This is a genomic window from Corynebacterium poyangense (assembly GCF_014522205.1).
GTDB lineage: Bacteria > Actinomycetota > Actinomycetes > Mycobacteriales > Mycobacteriaceae > Corynebacterium > Corynebacterium poyangense.
Map to the genome: position 1 here is coordinate 1,365,214 of NZ_CP046884.1, position 18,160 is coordinate 1,383,373.

An 18,160-nucleotide genomic window follows, 5' to 3' on the forward strand; every position below is an offset into this window, starting at 1 on the left:
TTATGTTCCCCGTTATACCCCTCTTCTTTAGTCCGGAGTTTACCCTAAGACAGGGGCTTGTGGACGTAATGTTCCAAGGCTTGACGCATGGCCTGCCATGGCGCTTGATGTCCGGTAAACTGCTCAAACTGACCATAAGACTGATAGGCCAACATGATATGGCCCCCTACCGTGCGATAACCATTGGCTGCAGCCTGAGCAACCAGAGGGGTTGGCCACGGATCATAGATCACATCCACAACAGGAGCATGAGCTAAATCAGCTTCCAGGCCAGCAATGCTCGACGAAGGAACTGTAGACACCACAACATCGACTTCACCAGCAAGAGTGCGAAGGTCCGCATCATAACCGATGAGTGCAAATTCCGCGCCGCGAGACGTCGCTAGGGGTTCCAACTCGGCTCGCCGATCACTGCGATTCACCACGGTGATTTTTTCAGCACCGCCCTCAGCCAATGTCCACAGCGCAGGGCGTGCAGTTCCACCACCGCCAATTACCAGGCAATGCCCCAGATTGTCATGGTGCTCACCCAGCAACTCAGCCAACACTCCAGCAATGCCATCGCAGTCTGTGTTATCTGCCCGCCACCCCTGGCTAGTGCGCACCAGCGTATTGGCTGACCCTATCTCTTGAGCCCGAGCGGTGGCCTCATCGGCTAATTCTAAGGCCGCAAACTTCCCCGGCATGGTCACTGAAAATCCGACGTAACTGGCATCTGCAGAGTCGACAATCGTGGCCAATTGCTCTGCAGTGCATTCAATGCGGTTATATTCCCAGTCTTCAAGTCCTAAGGCATGATAGCCAGCTTGATGAAGAACAGGCGAAAGGGAATGCTCAATGGGGGAACCAAGCACAGCCACCCGGTGGCGAATATCGGGCTGGGAATGGGAGACCGTATCACTCACCGTGGTTTAGTTCCTTCCCCGTCGACTATCAAGCATTCCAGATTCGATGGCCCGTTGAGTAGCTGCTTGATGCTCCTCAAACGTTTTACTAAAGACGGTGGTGCCATTTGAATCCACCGTGACAAAGAAGAGCCAATCCCCCTGAGCTGGATGCTCCATAGCTTGAATGGCGTGTTCTGAAGGTGCCGCAATAGGGGTTTCCGGCAATCCATCTTTAGCGTAGGTATTCCACGGAGTTTTTCGACTGCGGTCCTGATCAGTAGTTGCCACTTCCTGCTCAGAAAGGTCGTAATTAACAGTGGAGTCAAACTCCAAGCGCATGGGCTTATGGAGACGATTAAGAATAACGCGGGCTACCTTATCAAAATCATTCGCTGGGGCTTCTCTTTCCACCAAAGAGGCCGCGATAATGAGCTGATAGGGGGATAATCCAATATCTCGAGCACGATCCACAATTCCAGTGTCACTGTATTTTTGAGCGGATCTCGTCACCAAGTCACTAAGAATTTCCTTGGCGTTCATATCGGGATTCACCACGTATCGGCCTGGAATAATTAAACCCTCTAGGCGGCGGGGGTCATCGCCACGAGAATTCACCGCGTCGACGGCCCAACTAGGCACTCCCAGTTCAGTGGGATCGGTCTTCGCAGCTACTTCTTCCAATTGCGCTACAGATACACAATTATCTGGGTTTTCGGCACAGGATATCCGGGAAATCTCGGAATAAATCCCTGGTCGACTTTGACCACCAACAACTTTGACATCTCTTAACGTAGCCCCACCGGGGATATCGAGAAACTCCACTTGGTTGTTGGGGTCAGTCAAAGCCTGAACCGCGGCAGTGGCACTCATTTCTTCCTGGAGACGATACAGCCCAGGCTGCACATTTCCGGCGTTCGGGTTTCTTGCCGCTGCTGATTGGAATGCAGAATCGCTTTTCACGATACCTTTTTCCACTAACCCCGGCCCCAGCTGAGAAAGCGTAGATCCTTCTGGTATTTCAACTAACTGAACCATGCCGTTTCCTTCTCCCCGATAGTCGGTGGATGATCCGCCGGTGATTTTTACCCCGATGTAAATGATTGCGAAAATAATCAGGGTCAGTGCCGCAATGAGAACTGCCAGGCCACGCTGACGACGCTTGACATATTTGGGTTCCATTCGCCACCCTCGGGGATTGCGTCGAGCGGTTTTAGTCATGACTTTCTCCCTCTAAACGTTTACGCGCATCCAGCCAAGACTGGAGAATTTCTACCGCTGCGGCTTGATCTATGACTTTGCGGCCTCGACGGGTATTCACCCCACTAGAGCGCAAGGCTTGGGTGGCAATAGCTGTGCTCAGGCGCTCATCAGCTAACCGAACCGGTAGAGGACGATGGACTTCTTGAAGTCGGCGAGCTATCCGCTTGGCAATATCTTTGGCATGCTGCACACTGATAGAGCCGTGGCCGTTGAGGTCACGAGGTAAACCCACAACCACTTCCACTGCGTCATATTCAGCGATAATTTCCACTAGTCGGTCAATATCGGTCCCGTCAACGTTGTCGTCTAACCGGGTGTCACGAGGAACTGTCTCTACGGGCATTGCTAATCGGGCATCTCGATCCGATGCCGCCACACCAATTCGCACAGTGCCGACGTCAATGCCGATGCGTCGGCCGGATCCTGGGTCATCTGCGCCAGGAGTATCCGGGGTCTCTTTCATTATGGAGGTGGGACCTTCCTAGTGGAAAACTGATAAAGAACTGGGTATGTGATCTGAATTGGAGGCAGATCTCTCTATAAAGGTAACGGTTTGGCAACGAAAAAGGGGAATCACACCGCGTGTGTTCCCCTATTTTTCTTAGAAATCAAGGCTTCGAACAGTAATTACTTAAAGTTGTGAAGTTCCTCTATTACCGCACTGAAGCCGGCGTCGAGTCCCCCCGCCTGGGTTCCTGAGCCCTGAGCCATATCAGGTTTGCCGCCACCTCGGCCAGAAATGTATTCGCCGAAAACTTTCACCAAGTCACCGCAGTGTATTCCGCGCTGCGTTGCCGCTTTAGTAGCACCGATCACGAAGGGAACTTTCGCGTTCTCGTCCTCGGCGGCCAGCACAACCACAGCGGCGCCCTCACCACACCGGCCACGAATATCTGCAGCTAGTGTTCGTAGATCACCGGCTTTAGTTCCTGCTGGGAGTTGTTCTGCGATGACTTTGACACCATTGACCACCTGAGCTTGGTCAACAAAGTTGCTGATATTAGAACTCAACTGCTGACGGTGTAACTCCGCAATGTGCTTTTCCGCTGCTTTTAACTTAGCGGTAAGTTGAGCGATTCGCTCAGGTAGCTGATTGCTTGGTGTCTTAAAATGCGCCGCCAGGCCTTCAGCTAAAGCCCGCTCCTTGGATAAATACCGGAAGGAGTCTAATCCGGAAAAGGCTTCAATGCGTCGTACCCCGGAACCTACGGAAGACTCGCCTAACACCGCAACGGGACCAATTTGGGAGGAGTGTCCAACGTGGGTTCCTCCGCACAGTTCTCGTGAAAATGCCCCACCGATTTCCACGACCCGGACAATATCACCATAGTTTTCGCCAAAGAGCGCCATCGCCCCCATGGCTTTAGCTTCTTCCAAGCTAGTCTCAATGGTGTTGACCTGGTAGTCTGCATCAACCACCGCATTGGTAATATCTTCAATCTGCGCTAATTGCTCTGGACTGAGCTGTTCAGTGTAATTGAAGTCAAAGCGTAAATATCCAGGTTTATTCATCGAACCAGCTTGCACTGCGGTTGGCCCAAGCACTTGCCGAAGAGCACCGTGAATTAAGTGAGTCGCCGAGTGCGCTTGACGAGCAGCGTGGCGCCAGGCCTCATCTACCACTGTTTCTACCTGTGCCCCTAGTTCAAGCTGAGCGTTATCCGGGATCCGCGTCTTATGAACCCATACCTTTTTAGCGATCTTCTGAACATCGTTAATGGGAAACTCAATGCCTCCGTAGCGGAAGAACCCTCGATCACCCAGTTGACCACCGGATTCCGCGTACATGGGGCTAAGGTCAACGATGACGTCAACTTCATCTCCTGGGTGGGCCTCGGTAATAGTCTGTCCGTTATGAACCAAACCAACGATGGTGGATTCTGAACTCAAGTTCTCATAACCAACGAACTCGGTTGGGTGCTCATCCACAAACTCCCTAAAGACCGATAGATCTTGATGCCCGTGCTTCTTGGCCTTGTTATCTGCCTTTGCCCGTGCCTTTTGTTCCGCCATCAGTTTCTCAAAGCCCTCGGTATCTACCTCAAGGCCTTGTTCCCGCGCCATTTCTAGAGTCAAGTCAATCGGGAAACCATAGGTGTCATGAAGCGCAAAGGCTCGTTCACCACTAATAGTTTTCCTATCCTGGGCGCGGGTTTCAGCAGCGGCGTGATCAAAAAGTTCGGTTCCTGATTCCAAGGTTTTAAGGAACGCAGTTTCTTCATTGACCGCGGTCTTTAGTATCCGCTCCCGGTTTTTCTTAATCTCGGGGAAAGACGGGGTCATGGTGTCCATGATGGTGCTCATAAACTGTTCCATCGTGGGTCCGGTTGCGCCCAGTAACCGAGCAGAACGAATAATCCGACGCAACAAGCGCCGAAGGATATAGCCACGTCCCTCGTTACCAGGAGTGACCCCGTCAAGGATGAGCATCATGCCCGTGCGGGAGTGATCAGCGATAACACGGAACTTCACATCGCGGTCATGGTCGCTGCCATAATCGGCTCCACTGAGCTCAGCGGCCACATCGATGACCGGGCGTAATAAGTCAGTTTCATAAACATTGTCTACGCCCTGCAAAATACAGGCAACACGTTCAATACCGAGACCCGTGTCAATGTTCTTCTTCGGAAGCGGGCCAAGGATTTCAAAATCACCTTTTCCGCTGCCCTCTCCCCGTTCATTCTGCATAAACACGAGGTTCCAAATCTCCATGTAGCGGTTATCATCCGCTATGGGGCCACCCTCCGCCCCATATTCCGGCCCGCGATCATAGTAGATTTCCGAGCACGGTCCACACGGACCGGGTACTCCCATAGACCAATAGTTGTCTGCCATCCCTAAGCGCTGAATTCTTTCCTTAGGGACTCCAATGTGGTGATGCCAAATGTCGGCCGCTTCATCATCATCCAGGTAGCAGGTCACCCAGAGGCGCTCTGGATCTAACCCATAGCCCCCCTCCTCCAGGGAACCGGTCAACAGACACCAGGCGTAGGTGATGGCGCCTTTCTTAAAGTACTGACCAAAGGAGAAGTTCCCAGCCATCTGAAAGAAGGTATTGTGCCGCGTGGTAATACCTACTTCTTCGATATCTAGAGTGCGCACACACTTTTGGATACTCGTAGCGGTGCCGTTAGGAAATGGTGGAGTTTGCTGCCCCAAGAAGTAGGGTTTGAATGGCACCATCCCTGCATTCACAAAAAGCAGGGTGGGATCATCCAGGATCAGCGATGCGCTAGGGACCTCGGTATGCCCGGATTTGACAAAGTGCGCAGTAAAACGCTCCCTGATCTCATGGGTTTGCACAGCAGTGCTCCTTGGGTTGTATCGACTATAAATGTGGTTTTGTGGAACAGGGCCTTAGCAGCCGTCGGGCTAACACTTTACCCGGCACCACGCACGATGGTGCGCAGCCGGTCAAGAAAGTCGTATATCCGCTTTTCTGCGCCCCGCGGCCGGGGCCGATAATAGCGGGCTTCCTGCAAAATCTCTGGGATATATTGTTGTTTCACGATGCCCGTCGGATCATCATGCGGATAGCGATACCCCACTGCGTTGCCGAGTTTTTTAGCTCCTTCATAATGACCGTCGCGCAGATGCGGAGGAACCGGACCTATCTTTCCCTCACGCACATCCTGCTGGGCTGCGTTCATCGCTTCAATAACAGCATTAGATTTAGGCGCCGTGGCCAGGTGGATTGTTGCTTGAGCCAAGGTCAATCTCGCCTCAGGCATTCCAACTAGTGCTACCGCTTGCGCAGCATTCACAGCTGTGGTGAGCGCGGTGGGATCAGCCAAGCCAATATCTTCGCTGGCGTGGATAATAAGTCGTCGAGCAATAAAACGAGGATCTTCCCCTGCTTCTACCATTCGTGCTAAATAGTGCAGAGCTGCATCAACGTCGGACCCCCGGATTGACTTAATATATGCACTGATCACGTCATAATGTTGGTCTCCGTCTCGGTCATAGCGCACCACAGCCCGGTTGATATTGTCTCGGAGCACCTCAATACTTACTGACTGACCATCATTAACTGCTTCGGCAGCAGCCTCTAAGTACGTTAAAGCTCGACGCGCATCTCCCCCAGCAAGTAACACTAACTGTGTTAAAGCATCCTCATCTATAGAGACTCGCCCGGCTAAACCCTGATCATCCGATATCGCCCGAAGGATCACTTCTCTCAATGCCTCATCTGATAAGGGGCGCAACTGAAGCAGCAAGGATCGCGACAACAAGGGAGCCACGACCGAAAATGAGGGGTTCTCTGTGGTAGCTGCCACCAATAAGACAGTACGATTTTCAACCGCCGCTAAAAGAGCATCCTGTTGCGTTTTAGAAAATCGATGAACCTCATCAATAAATAGGACGGTGCGATGTCCATGGATGAGATCTCGTCGAGCTTGATCAATAACGGCGCGGACCTCTTTGACTCCGGAGCTTAACGCAGAAAGACCAATGAATTTACGCTGCGTTGCGGTGGAGATGAGGGAGGCAATAGTAGTTTTCCCTGTTCCCGGAGGTCCATAAAGAATGACGGACGCCTCCCCGGATCCCTCGATCAACCGGCGCAGTGGCTTGCCTGGCCCTAAAAGATGCTCTTGACCAGCTACATCATCAAGGCAAGTCGGACGCATCCGGGCCGCTAAAGGTGCCCCTGTGGGGGCAGCGAAGATCTCCCTTCCCTGGGCTGTGGATCCTCCCACGTTTCCACCAGGTGCGGGGTGCTCAAATAGCTCTCCCTGTTCAGACATTAGTTCTGCGGAAAATCAGAAATCGGTGTTAAACGTTCAGCGACTTCCGCAGCAAATTCAGCAACGACGGGTAGCCTGCTATCGCTTCCTCGGGCGGCAAAACGCGCTAATGCTTCAAAGGTTTCATGAAGATCCCGACGAACGAGCAGCTCCTCTTCGCTAAAAGGCCCTTGCGTGCTCGGGCGTAACACATCTACTTCTGCCCGATGCTCTTCTGGTAGCTGGTGAGAATAGTCACCATCGCTCCGTGTTTGAGCCAAAGCTACGTTATTTAAGGAGCCAAAATGCATGAGTGAGATGCTAGCAAGCGCCCATCCCACCATCGCTATCACAATGCGCACGTGCAAACGTTGTTCATTGCGCACATTAGGCCAGATGCTCTTGACTTCCTCCACCCACGCATCAATGAAAATATCAGCATCATCATCGCTGATGGGCCGAGAGAAGAGAAATTGCGGAAATCCAGCTACAACGCAGGCTATATCAAAGGTGGCGTCGCGGAAGCCGGCCCATTCGTAGTCAAGAAAATGAGTGCGATGGGCAACAATAATATTGTCGGGCGACAAGTCAAAGGGGGTAAAAGCCCGGTGCTGTCCTCTTAAAAGCCGACGCCTTGCTTGGTCACTAAAATCAATCACTGTTGCGGGGATCTTAATACCGGCGTCTTCGAGCAACTCTAAGCCAGTTCCCAAAGAATATTCCAGGGCGTGATCTCGAGCCTTAGCCAAGGCTGCTGCTTCGGGGTGTTGCCGTAGCATCCGAGCTTGAAGGGTATCAAAATTATCCTCCCGGTCCGCTGTCCCCGCGTGCATCCGGCCAATGGATTGTCCCAAGTTACGCAGAATATTCGCCCGGGCTTCTTCCTCAGTTCTACTCAGAAGTTCAGCGAAGGTATCACCATCTCCCGAATCAGAGATCACGATAATTCTTTGGGGGATGTCATAGGCCACCAATATCGGTCCAGGACGAACATCCTCGGCTAAGGACGTCGTAAATTGATAGGCCACTACTTCCCGCAATAACGCCACGTCATCAAGGGGATCACTGGTTCGAGGGGTGTATTTAATAATGAGGCTGCGGTTCTCTAAAAAAGGAGATTGAGCTACCCGAGCGCGCAACACAATTGCGTTACCCGTGCCTGAAAGAGTTTCGATATCACTGAGTTTTTGGCGTCCACCAAATCTGACCGACAGTAAACGCTCGGCTAAATCAGTAATGTCCTCGGTACTCTTCACAGCTAATCTCCTTGGATACTCACCGGTAGCGGACAGAGGTTAACAGCCTCACAAACTCGCATGGGGAGTTCCGTCAACCGGCTCTCCCCATGAGACTCTAGCGAGTTACTAGCCCGTAGGGAATGGGCACAGTGGAAAACCTATGCCTTTACCCCTGAATGAGACGTAGATTCTTTCTAGTTAGTGACCTTCTTTGCCGGTTTGGCGTCGATTCCTGATTCGCGGCGCTGCTGTGGAGTAATCGGAGCCGGTGCATCCGTCAGCGGATCAACACCACCACCGGACTTAGGGAAGGCAATAACATCACGAATTGAATCTCGATTTGCCAGCAATGAGATTATCCGATCCCAGCCAAAGGCAATGCCGCCGTGGGGCGGGGCGCCAAAGGCAAAGGCATCCAGGAGGAAACCGAACTTCTCTCGAGCTTCGTCCTCATTAATTCCCATCACCTTAAATACGCGCTCTTGAACTTCACGCTGATGGATACGGATTGATCCACCACCGATTTCGTTACCATTACACACAATGTCATAGGCGTAGGAAGTTGCCTCAGCAGGGTTGGTATCGAAAGAATCCAACCATTCTTTCTTCGGCGCCGTAAACGCATGGTGAACTGCAGTCCAGGAGGAATGCCCTAACGCTACATCCCCGGAGGCTTGGGCATCAGCAGTAGGTTCAAATAGCGGAGCATCAACTACCCAGGTGAAAGCCCAATCCCCAGGTTTAATAAGACCTAGTTTTTCAGCGATTTCATTGCGGGCAGCACCCAACAACGCACGTGAGGATTTCACATCACCGGCAGCAAAGAAGATACAGTCACCAGGCTGAGCACCCACGTGCTCAGCAATTCCAGCGCGCTCAGCATCGGTAATGTTTTTTGCTACCGGACCAGTTAATTCCCCATCGTCCTGGACCAAAATATAAGCCAGTCCCTTGGCGCCACGTTGTTTGGCCCACTCTTGCCAAGCATCAAGCTGACGACGCGGCTGGGAGGCCCCACCTTGCATAACAACTGCTCCGACATACTCATTCTGGAATACGCGGAAGGTGGTGTGAGCAAAAAACTCGGTGCATTCGGTGATCTGAATATCGAAGCGGAGATCAGGTTTATCTGTTCCGTATTTCTCCATAGCTTCGGCATAGGTCATCCGTGGAATGGGGGTGGAAATCTCATAGCCAATCAGCTTCCACAACTCCCGAACAATTTCCTCAGCTAAGGCGATAATGTCATCTTGTTCGATAAAGCTCATCTCGATATCGAGCTGAGTAAATTCAGGCTGACGGTCGGCACGGAAATCCTCGTCACGATAACAACGAGCAATTTGGTAGTAGCGTTCCATGCCAGCCACCATGAGCAGCTGTTTAAAAAGCTGAGGGGACTGAGGCAGAGCATAGAATGTTCCCGGCTTTAGTCGAGCTGGTACCAGGAAGTCACGAGCACCTTCTGGCGTGGAGCGGGTGAGAGTCGGAGTTTCAATCTCGGTAAAGTCGTGGGCTTCAAGAACCCGGCGCGCCGCTTGGTTTGCCTTGGAACGCAGCCTTAAGACAGCACCTTGAGAGGGACGTCGCAAATCCAAGTAGCGGTAACGTAGCCGAGTTTCATCTCCTACTTCCCCACCGCTGGTTCCCTCACCGGCATCCACTTGGAAAGGTAGTGCGGCAGAAGGGTTAAGCACCTCTAATTCAGCGATATTGACTTCAATATCACCACTGGACAGGTTCGGATTTTGCGAGCCCTCTGGGCGCTCTTCGACCACGCCCGTCACTTGAAGACAATACTCGCTGCGTAACTCGTGAGCCCGGGCTGCAACCTCGGATTTCCGGAAAACGACCTGTGCAATACCAGACCGGTCCCGCAAATCGATGAAGATTACGCCCCCGTGATCTCGCCGACGTGACACCCAACCCGTCAAGGTAACGGTTTGGCCTGCGTGTTCTTTGCGGAGTTCCCCCGCAAGATGGGTTCGCAACACGGTTGTTGATGTCCTTCCGAGTTCAGAGTTTGAAACCAGCAAGATAAATGTTTCTTTGTGCGGGACTAGTGTACTCGTCCTGCTTAGTGATGTCGGTGTCCGCCCCAGTCTAATAACTATTAAGATTGTCTTTATGACATTCAAGCCTGACGTTCATAAAGAACGCAATATTGCTCGCCGTGGCGGCGGGGGCGGCGGTCGAATTGCCCTCGGTGGCGGATTGGGCACCGTTGTTCTCGTCGGACTCTATTTGCTCATGGGTGGCAACCCCGGGGACTTGGAGGGCCTAATAGGTTCTCAAAATAATTCCACTAATTACTCTGATTCCGCATCGGATGGTTTTGACGAATGCCAAACTGCCGAGGATGCCAATAGCCGCTCCGACTGCCGGGTGGAGTTTACCGCTATGAGTGTGTTTAAAACCTGGGAGGAACAGCTTCCTCGCCAAGCGGGGATTCAATTCCAAGAGCCGGGTCTGGTGATTTTCCAGGATTCCACGCAATCAGGGTGTGGGTTTGCTTCCGGGTCCACCGGCCCCTTTTACTGTCCCGCCGATCATACCGCCTATTTTGACGTATCTTTCTTCAAGCAACTGGAGAAATTTGGCGGCACTGATGCGCCCTTAGCCGAAATGTATATCGTGGCGCATGAGTACGGTCATCATATTCAAAGCTTAGAAAACACCTTAAGCTTAAGTGACTATAACGATCCCGGCGAGAACTCCAATGCGGTGAAAATTGAGTTACAAGCTGATTGTTATGCGGGAATCTGGGCTCATTGGGCGGATAAGGGCGATAACGCCATGTTGGAGAAAATCACCCCTGAGCAAGTGCAATCGGTAATCCGTAATGCCCAGGCGGTAGGAGATGACAATATCCAAAAGCGCTCGGGCGGTCAGGTTCGCCCGGACCAATGGACCCATGGGTCTTCCGATCAGCGAGCTCATGCTTTCTTATCTGGCTATGAAAAAGGCACGATGGCAGCCTGCGATACTTTGGGTCGGAATGTTTATCGCAATGGCTAGCTGCGGCTAGCTATGGGTAGCACGAAAATTCCGGGTACGTAGTGCATACGCCCGGAATTTTTTCATACTCCTTAGACCTTGAGCTCTGGGTGTAAGTCTTTGACTCGAATAAGCCGATGGCGCCAGGCGGCGAAGATACTAACCCCCAGGGACACCATGAGGATCATGCCAATGACCATCCAACCGTGAAGATAGCGGTGGTCTAGGGCCCAATCGCTAGGACCAACGATCATTTGCCGCAACATATTCACCGAGTAGGTCATGGGATCAATGTAGTGGACCACTTGCTGGAACTTTGGTTGGGTTTCTGGCGGATAGAGACCTCCTGACGACACCAATTGGATAGCCATGAGGATGAGGCATAGCACCCGGCCAATAGTTGCCCCGAAAAAGGAATTAATACTGTGGGTGATAGCCATGAAGCAGCTGGATATTCCCAGCATCGTCACATAGAGGCCAATCTCGTGTTGAGGGTCAAGCCCTATTGCATAGCGAAGCACTAAAAACATAGCAGTAACTTGAGCCCACCCAATGAGCATGGCGGGCAGATAGGTAGCTACCACCACTCGAAGATGACCGGCTCGGGAATCAAGGGCTCGACGTTGGAGCGGACGTAGCAGCATGAAACTGACGGTTCCGCCCATGAATAGACCAAGAGAAATAAAGAATGGTGCCAACCCAACTCCGAACAGCGTCATCGAATCCGCCGGTATACCTTCTTTCACGGGAGTAGCAATTGTTGAGGCGTAGTCACCTCGGACATCGTCTCCATAGCGAGGTACTTTTTTCGCTCCGTCGGTGATTTTAAGAGCTAATTCTCCTGAGCCTTCATCTAACTTGACCAGCCCATCTCGCAACTGGGTTGCTCCGACGGTTAGCTGATCTGTAGCTCCCACCAACTTTGATGTCCCATCACTAAGCGTATGGGTACCCACCACCAATTGTTGGGATCCGTCTTTCAAAGTGTGCAAGCCGGTCGCTAATCTTTCAGCACCGTCTACGGCCCGCTCCACTCCACCAAGATATTCGGCGTTGGGGTCTTGAAGTTGCCGGGAAATTTCCCGTGCTCCTGCGCGTAGCTGATTGAGCTGACTCACGATACTGCTATCCGGCCCCAGTCCACTGGTGCGCAACTGTTCTGCTACACCATCTGTTTGCTGAGCTAGATCTGCCGCTCCAGGTAACCCAGAGGCACGCAATGACGTAGAAATAGTAAGGAGTTGGCCAATAAGTTGTTCTTGTTGCTGAGCTACACCGTCACTGAGCCCGACGATGCTATCGACGCCTCCGGAAACTTGCTGGGCTCCGTTCCCTAACGCCTGAGTACCTTCCCGTAAAGAGGCCATTCCCTGAGATAGCTGGTCAGCACCTTTGCTAGCTTGGGCAATACCCTTGTCAAGGGCTTGCGCCCCATCAGCGAGTTTCTTCGCCCCATCATTGAGCGGCACCGCCCCGTCATCATGTAGTTTCTGAGCGCCGTCTTTAAGCTTTTCGCTCCCCTCCCGTGCAGTTACTGTCCCGTCATTAAGTTGCTGGGCGCCTTGACCAGCCTTATCCATGCCCCCGCCAATGGTATTAAAACCAACTAGGAGAGTATCGGTTACCTTTTCCCCCAACGTGGCATCGACAGAATCCACCACCAGGGTGGCCACCTGGTTACCCAGCATCTGCCCTAGGAAACCATTCGCATTATTGAACACTGCGTTAATCGTGGCTGGGTGGGGGTAATCAGTACCGGCTGATACCGCAGCTTCAGAGAAATCTTCAGGAAGCTCTAACGCGAAATAGTAGGTACCGTCGGCAACTCCACGTCGGGCATCCTCAGGATCTGTCTGGATGAAATGTACTCGGTCACTACTATGGACTTTCTCGGCCACCTGTTCACCGGCGTTAAAGGGCTGACCGTCTTTTTCAGCACCCCTATCAGAGTTGACTAGCGCTACGGGGAGACGAGAGAGCCCGCCGACCGGGTCCCAATAGGACCAGACAAATAAACCACCAAAGATCAGTGGCAAAAGGATGATGACAGCTAAACCGATGGGGGGTAATTTCCCGCGGAAAAAGCGTTGCAGTTCAGAACCGATATGAAGAAAAGACATTACTTTTCCTCCTGGGGGGTGCCGGTGGTATTCGGACTTACCCAGATTGTGCGGTCGGTAATGCCCGCATAATCAGGATTAGAACTGTTGACGATGATTGGCACGCGCGTGCTCAAGTTTCTGAGCCGTTCCAGGACTTCATCTCGCACGGTCATGGACTTGACTTGGTCAATATCATCAACAATGAGCAGGCGAGCGTCGGGCCGAGCAAGAAGCGCCAGGGTGATGCGCAACAAGAACCTGTCCCTGGTGCGTAACGAGCCGATTTGTTGATTGAGGTCAATATCTACCTCTAAGAGACGCATAATTTCTGGATAATGGGAGTCCTCGACTGCTGGAGTTGGTCTCCACCAGGAAGTTGCCCACGCTAGCTGCTCACGAACGGCAGTCTTGACCTTGACAACGCGTTCTAAAGAATCAATTTCTGGGACACCGGCCAGAGCTATGTGTTGGGCGCGTTGTCGCGGTGCTGTGACATGCTCCGGCTGCCACAGATGAACGGTGCCGTCATAACACCGCATCCTCCCGGCCAGAACCAAGGACAACGTAGTGGACTGGGATTCTCGATAGGAGTGAATCAAGCTCAGCCCTGAGTCAGCTGGGATGGCAATATCGGGCAATACCCCTGCGCCTAAATCCAAGCTCTCGGTGGTAAGTAACTGGCTAATGGCTGTACTCCTGAAGATGCGGAGGTTTAACTATCACTTTCATGAGTGTATCTTGGACCCCGAGAACAACTTTGTCAACACGCTGATTATCAGGCGGCTATCACCATCACCACAAAGAAGGATTGCTATCAATGCGAGCTGACGCCCGCCGACGCAGGGACGCGATTATTAGCACAGCATGTTCCCTAGCCAGGACCCGTCACGAAGACGCTATCCCCCTCGAAGAAATAGCTCAAGAAGCCGGAGTGGGCATTGCCACTCTCTACCGCAATTTTCCGGACCGCCTCTCCTTACGGCAAGCATGCGCGGAATTTCTCATCCACAAGGCAACTACCTTGCTCGAAGTTGCCGATCACGCGATCACGATTTTGGAAGAGGAACATCAGCACGGAGCACCGAGCGCCTTCTCACTGCACATCGAAAAAATCTGGGATCAGCTGATGTGGGATTTGGTGGAGCTAGGGCTCGGCACCTTAATGCCGATTTTTGCGCCCAATGACATCGCCTCGATGTCCCCGGATATCAGAGAGAAATTTGATCACGTCATTGGGTTACTCGACAACGTCTTGACCCATGTTCACCGCATAGGGCTAATTGATCGTCAATTCGATGGCATCACCATTGTGATTGGGTTATCGACGGCCTCACGCCCCCAGGTTCCCGGGTTGAGCTCCCTTGTCCCTGATTTAGAAAAACAAATGGTCAGAATCTTTTTACGAGGACTGCGACCGGTTAGCTAAACTCCCCTATTTTTGAACCACTGATCAGCATTTTCTCGCTGGAAACACGAACGTCCAGCGATAAGAAGTCAGTTTCACTATTTTCTGGCTGATTTACACTAAACTTGCTTTCCAGTTTATCCGCTACTGGAGGTGTTGCTGTGACGATCAGTGTCATTGACTTATTTAGCGTAGGAATTGGCCCCTCTTCCTCACACACCGTCGGCCCGATGCGCGCGGCCCAGGAGTTTGTTTCACAATTCCCCCACCTTCCCGATACCGTCGACATCACACTGCGCGGTTCCCTGGCTGCCACGGGTAAAGGACATGGCACTGACCGCGCCGTCATTCTCGGTCTTGTGGGCTACCTCCCAGAAACTCTTGAGCCCGACGTCCAGCCCGCTTACGGAGACCTTATTCCGGAAGTCGGGCAAATCAGCGGACCTCTGGGAACATTAAACTATCGCATCACCATTGATGTTGCTGATCTCCCCGAACACCCTAATGGCGTCATTTTCCAGGCATTTGACTCCACCGGCTCTCCCCTGTGCGAACCAACTGATTATTATTCTGTCGGTGGTGGCTTTATTCTCAGCGGTGATCACCTTCGACGAATGAGAGAAGAAGGCGAGGATCTCGGATCCGGGGCCTCAACCACCGGGCATGACCGTAGTCTTCCCTTTCCCTTCCGCACCGCAGCCGAGCTCAAAGAGCACTGCCGTACTACCGGCATGAATTATTCCGGCATCATGGCGCACAATGAATCAACCTTGCATGGCGGACAAGAGGTCGTAGCACATCATCTAGCCATGGTCTGGAACACCATGCAAGAATGCGTCCGCGCGGGGATGAAAACCAGCGGAATCCTTCCAGGAGGTCTCGGGGTAACCCGTCGCGCTCCAGGACTTTTGGAAAAGCTCAAAGCTATCCAGGAATCCCCTCGCGGTGATGCCTTAGGAGCAATGGAGTGGGTCAATCTTTATGCTCTAGCGGTCAATGAAGAAAATGCAGCCGGTGGAAAAGTGGTTACCGCCCCAACCAATGGGGCAGCCGGCATCATTCCCGCCGTCATGCACTACGCCTTAGATTTTCTCGGTGACTTCTCTGCAGCAAAAGCCCAGCAGTTTCTTCTAGCTGCTGGCGCAGTAGGCATCATTATTAAAGAAAACGCGAGTATCTCTGGCGCAGAAGTCGGCTGCCAGGGAGAAGTTGGTTCCGCAGCGGCTATGGCAGCTGCCGGTCTATGCGAAATCCTTGGTGGGTCTGCCTCCCAGGTAGAAAATGCCGCGGAAATTGCTTTGGAACATAACCTCGGCCTGACCTGTGACCCTGTTGGTGGATTAGTGCAAATTCCCTGCATTGAGAGAAATGCCATTGGCGCTGTCAAAGCCATTAACGCTGCCCGGCTTGCGCTGATGGCTGAAGGGATTAACCGCGTCACCTTAGATGAGGTAGTAGAAACTATGGCGCGAACCGGGAAAGACATGCTGTCTAAATATAAGGAAACCGCGGCCGGTGGGCTCGCGGTCACCTTAGGTTTACCCGTTAATCTCACCGAGTGCTAAGTGCACGGTTGAGATATTCTACGACATCGACCAGCGGAATCTGAGATTGAGCATGTTCGCTGAGGTTCCGCAGGGCGATGGTTCCATCAGCGAGCTCTTGGTCTCCTAGGACCAAGGCAAAACGAGCTTGAGCACGATCTGCTCCCTTCATAGCCCCTTTCAATCCCCGGTCACCGTATGCCATATCAGCGCGAATGCCATTAATTCTTAATTGATTGATGACTTCAACCATGCGTCGCTTCGCCGCATCTCCGAGGGCTACCCCATACACATCAACTCTCCGGGAAATGTCCGGAAGTTCTATTCCTTCTACCTCCAGGGCCAATAAAGTCCGATCAATTCCTAAGCCAAAACCAATTCCTGATAAGTCTTGGCCACCGAGCTGGCTCATCAATCCGTCATAACGGCCTCCACCGCCAATTCCTGATTGAGCGCCTAAGCCATCGTGGACAAACTCAAAACAGGTTTTCGTGTAGTAGTCCAGACCACGGACCAAACGTGGGTTCACGGTATAAGAAACATTCATGTCATCGAGTAATCCGGTGACGATCTCAAAATGTTCCCGGCAGGTGTCATTCAAATAGTCCAGCATGAGCGGAGCTTCGGCGGTCATCTCCTGAATTTCTGGACGCTTGTCATCCAAGACACGCAGCGGATTAATCTCTGCCCGCTTGCGGGTTTCTTCATCAAGGGGCAAATCGAAAAGAAATTCTTGAAGCTTGGTACGGTACACCGCTCGGCAGTCTCGGTCTCCGAGGCTGGTGAGTTCTAGCCGGAAACCACTCAGCCCCACGCTACGAAAACAGCGGTCAGCTAAGGCCACGACCTCCGCGTCAAGAGCTGGATCATCCACACCAATAGCTTCAACTCCTACTTGTTGGAGTTGACGGTAGCGACCAGCTTGAGGCCTCTCGTAGCGGAAAAAGGGGCCGGAGTAATTCAATTTGACGGGCAGCTGACCTCGGTCCAGATTATGTTCAATTACTGCTCGCATCACCCCGGCGGTGCCTTCGGGACGAAGAGTAACTGAGCGATCCCCGCGGTCCTGGAAGGTGTACATTTCTTTGGAAACTACATCTGTCGACTCTCCCACGCCACGGGCAAAAAGAGCGGTATCTTCAAAAATTGGGAGTTCAATATGCTGGAAACCCGCCAGGTGCGCTTGACGGGTAAATGCGTCGCGGACAGCTTCAAACTGGGGAGAAGCCGGCGGGACATAGTCTGGTACACCTTTGGGGGCAGATAGGGGTTGGAATTTCTTCTTTTCGCTCACGTTGCCCTACTTTACCGCCCACACCGTGTTCTTAGTTTTTCGCCCACAGCAGTCAGCTACCTCCCAGACAATTGCAGATAGGGATTGGTTTTCCGTTCATGTCGCATTGTGGTTCCCGGGCCGTGTCCCGGCAGAATAGCCAGTTTATCGGCCAGGGGTAGCACTTTTTCTTTCAGGCTTTTTAGCATCATCTGATGATCGCTTCCCGGTAGATCTGTACGCCCAATAGATCCCCGAAACAGAACGTCACCGCTAAAGCACACGTCTTCTCCCCTAAACATCACACAACCTGGAGAGTGACCCGGCGCATGAACAACCGTAAGTGTTAATCCCGCAGCATTGATCTCATCATTATCTCCCATTCCTCGCAGGTCCTTCACCGGTTTCATAGCTGACGTATTAAAAAGAATGGCAGCTTGTTGTGACACTCCACCTTGCAGGTCGGTCAGCATAATGTGATCTGCCGGGTGGAGATATACCGGGACCCCATGGGAAGAACTCAAAGCCTCAGCATCCCTCGTATGGTCAATATGGCCATGAGTCAACAGAATAGATTCTAAAGTCAGCTCTTTATCAGCCAATAAGGCATCAATCTTGGGACGAGCATGTATCCCCGGATCAATCACTACTGCGGTTTTTATGTCGTCGTTAATAATCACATAGCAATTCGTGGCATAGGGTCCAGTAGCAAAGGTGAGTATCTCCATAC

Annotated in this window: 15 protein-coding genes; 3 read left to right on the forward strand and 12 right to left on the reverse strand. The window is 52.3% G+C overall.

The features are described from left to right. Positions 1-44: 44 nt before the first annotated feature. From GP475_RS06400 to aspS, 7 genes are all read right to left on the reverse strand, one after another. Positions 45-905, reverse strand: a complete 861-nt coding sequence (locus GP475_RS06400) for a shikimate dehydrogenase (protein ID WP_262485146.1) — start codon at positions 903-905, stop codon at positions 45-47. 6 nt (positions 906-911) lie between these two features. After that, on the reverse strand, positions 912-2,105 hold the full coding sequence (gene mltG, locus GP475_RS06405) for an endolytic transglycosylase MltG (protein ID WP_262485147.1): 1,194 nt from the start codon (positions 2,103-2,105) through the stop codon (positions 912-914). Beyond that, positions 2,098-2,610: a Holliday junction resolvase RuvX gene (ruvX, locus tag GP475_RS06410; protein WP_187973624.1), complete on the reverse strand. Its 513-nt coding sequence runs from the start codon at positions 2,608-2,610 to the stop codon at positions 2,098-2,100. Before ruvX ends, mltG begins: the two co-directional genes overlap by 8 nt. Before the next feature lie 164 nt (positions 2,611-2,774). Beyond that, positions 2,775-5,450 carry an alanine--tRNA ligase gene (gene alaS / locus GP475_RS06415; RefSeq protein ID WP_187973625.1) on the reverse strand — a complete coding sequence of 892 codons (2,676 nt, stop codon included), beginning with the start codon at positions 5,448-5,450 and terminating at the stop codon, positions 2,775-2,777. A 77-nt stretch (positions 5,451-5,527) separates the two neighbouring features. Continuing rightward, a complete protein-coding gene (locus tag GP475_RS06420; RefSeq protein WP_187973626.1) occupies positions 5,528-6,895 on the reverse strand; it encodes a replication-associated recombination protein A in 1,368 nt (455 codons plus the stop codon). Then, positions 6,895-8,130, reverse strand: coding sequence for a phosphotransferase family protein (locus GP475_RS06425; RefSeq protein WP_187973627.1), 1,236 nt, complete (start codon positions 8,128-8,130; stop codon positions 6,895-6,897). The genes GP475_RS06420 and GP475_RS06425 overlap by 1 nt, the downstream gene beginning before the upstream one ends. A 176-nt stretch (positions 8,131-8,306) precedes the next feature. Continuing rightward, positions 8,307-10,103, reverse strand: coding sequence for an aspartate--tRNA ligase (gene aspS / locus GP475_RS06430; protein WP_187973628.1), 1,797 nt, complete (start codon positions 10,101-10,103; stop codon positions 8,307-8,309). Between the two features lie 133 nt (positions 10,104-10,236). On the opposite strand from aspS, the gene ypfJ reads away from it, so the two are divergent. Further along, a complete protein-coding gene (gene ypfJ / locus GP475_RS06435; protein ID WP_187973629.1) occupies positions 10,237-11,127 on the forward strand; it encodes a KPN_02809 family neutral zinc metallopeptidase in 891 nt (296 codons plus the stop codon). A gap of 71 nt (positions 11,128-11,198) precedes the next feature. Here ypfJ and GP475_RS06440 read toward each other — a convergent pair whose 3' ends face one another. Together GP475_RS06440 and GP475_RS06445 are read right to left on the reverse strand one after the other, a co-directional pair. Then, the gene (locus GP475_RS06440; RefSeq protein ID WP_187973630.1) at positions 11,199-13,226 is read right to left on the reverse strand and encodes a YhgE/Pip family protein; all 2,028 of its coding nucleotides are present in this window, start codon (positions 13,224-13,226) and stop codon (positions 11,199-11,201) included. Continuing rightward, positions 13,226-13,867, reverse strand: a complete 642-nt coding sequence (locus GP475_RS06445) for an ATP-binding protein (RefSeq protein WP_224400406.1) — start codon at positions 13,865-13,867, stop codon at positions 13,226-13,228. The genes GP475_RS06440 and GP475_RS06445 overlap by 1 nt, the downstream gene beginning before the upstream one ends. Before the next feature lie 158 nt (positions 13,868-14,025). On the opposite strand from GP475_RS06445, the gene GP475_RS06450 reads away from it, so the two are divergent. Continuing rightward, positions 14,026-14,634 (forward strand): TetR/AcrR family transcriptional regulator, encoded by a 609-nt coding sequence (locus GP475_RS06450; protein ID WP_187973631.1) that lies wholly within the window; start codon positions 14,026-14,028, stop codon positions 14,632-14,634. On the opposite strand, the gene GP475_RS06455 is transcribed toward GP475_RS06450, so the two are convergent. Further along, positions 14,627-14,791, reverse strand: coding sequence for a hypothetical protein (locus tag GP475_RS06455; RefSeq protein WP_187973632.1), 165 nt, complete (start codon positions 14,789-14,791; stop codon positions 14,627-14,629). The genes GP475_RS06450 and GP475_RS06455 overlap by 8 nt on opposite strands. Here GP475_RS06455 and GP475_RS06460 point away from each other — a divergent pair. Continuing rightward, on the forward strand, positions 14,775-16,178 hold the full coding sequence (locus GP475_RS06460) for an L-serine ammonia-lyase (RefSeq protein WP_187973633.1): 1,404 nt from the start codon (positions 14,775-14,777) through the stop codon (positions 16,176-16,178). The genes GP475_RS06455 and GP475_RS06460 overlap by 17 nt on opposite strands. Here the strand turns inward: GP475_RS06460 and hisS are convergent. Further along, on the reverse strand, positions 16,165-17,451 hold the full coding sequence (gene hisS / locus GP475_RS06465) for a histidine--tRNA ligase (protein WP_187973634.1): 1,287 nt from the start codon (positions 17,449-17,451) through the stop codon (positions 16,165-16,167). The two genes, GP475_RS06460 and hisS, sit on opposite strands and share 14 nt — an antisense overlap. A gap of 56 nt (positions 17,452-17,507) precedes the next feature. After that, a complete protein-coding gene (locus GP475_RS06470; protein WP_187973635.1) occupies positions 17,508-18,158 on the reverse strand; it encodes an MBL fold metallo-hydrolase in 651 nt (216 codons plus the stop codon). Positions 18,159-18,160 lie beyond the last annotated feature (2 nt).

Coding starts and splice junctions, on each gene's coding strand:
- mltG (WP_262485147.1), bottom strand. CDS start 2,105: ATGACTAAAACCGCTCGACGCAATCCCCGAGGGTGGCGAATGGAACCC.
- ruvX (WP_187973624.1), bottom strand. CDS start 2,610: ATGAAAGAGACCCCGGATACTCCTGGCGCAGATGACCCAGGATCCGGC.
- GP475_RS06420 (WP_187973626.1), bottom strand. CDS start 6,895: ATGTCTGAACAGGGAGAGCTATTTGAGCACCCCGCACCTGGTGGAAAC.
- ypfJ (WP_187973629.1), top strand. CDS start 10,237: ATGACATTCAAGCCTGACGTTCATAAAGAACGCAATATTGCTCGCCGT.
- GP475_RS06440 (WP_187973630.1), bottom strand. CDS start 13,226: ATGTCTTTTCTTCATATCGGTTCTGAACTGCAACGCTTTTTCCGCGGG.
- GP475_RS06450 (WP_187973631.1), top strand. CDS start 14,026: ATGCGAGCTGACGCCCGCCGACGCAGGGACGCGATTATTAGCACAGCA.
- GP475_RS06455 (WP_187973632.1), bottom strand. CDS start 14,791: ATGACACTGATCGTCACAGCAACACCTCCAGTAGCGGATAAACTGGAA.
- GP475_RS06470 (WP_187973635.1), bottom strand. CDS start 18,158: ATGGAGATACTCACCTTTGCTACTGGACCCTATGCCACGAATTGCTAT.